Raw genomic sequence first — 686 nt, forward strand, 5'->3', positions numbered from 1 at the left:
CCAACGTGTTGCATATTTGAACGGAAGCAAATCGGAATAAATTTCCACCGCGCCCCTGGCGCATTCAGTCAGCTGTAACCGTATGGGCCGCCTGTATGGGCCCTCTTTTAAAACCTGCAGCAAGGTAAAGACATGAAATCTTTTCCCATTACTAAAGAGATGCGTAACAACATCGCCAGAATTTTCACCTCAAAGGCTGTTGAGAAGGAAATCCGTGCAATTGCCAAGGAGGCTGACCGGCTTAATGCAGTGTTCTGGAAGCAGTACGAAAAGAAACTGCGTGCAGCTTCCGGCATTCCTTCAACCCGCTGGCCGGAACTCATCCAGCAGGGGATCGCCATTCAATCTCATCAATACATCCCCAGCGTTACAGCAAAGAAGGGGGCTAAGGAAGCCCTGCGTATCGATGGTGACTCCAATGCTGTGCAATTTATGAGTACTTGGCTTAACAGCGGCTTAATGGAAACACTGCGCAAGAGAATCGATAGAAGAGTCAGTTTTAGCAGAGACCTGACTCTTGTATTTACTGCACCAAAACCACTTGCGAGTATGAGCGGCGGCAATCTAATAGACGATCCCGAGCTTATTGCAGACATTGAAGCGTTAGAGCTGCGTACAAAATCCGTGCTAACCGCAGCCAGAGATTTCCACGACCAGGTACAGACCATTCTCAACTCTTGCCGTAC

1 protein-coding gene is annotated in these 686 nt (G+C 48.7%); it reads left to right on the forward strand.

Annotated elements, in window-relative coordinates; genetic code table 11:
- Positions 1–132 precede the first annotated feature (132 nt).
- Positions 133–686, forward strand: a 554-nt coding sequence (locus Q1A48_RS21290; RefSeq protein WP_299948870.1) for a hypothetical protein, incomplete at its 3' end; no start/stop codon positions are given.

Origin of the sequence: uncultured Microbulbifer sp. (genome assembly GCF_947489355.1) — a bacterium.
Classification (GTDB): domain Bacteria; phylum Pseudomonadota; class Gammaproteobacteria; order Pseudomonadales; family Cellvibrionaceae; genus Microbulbifer.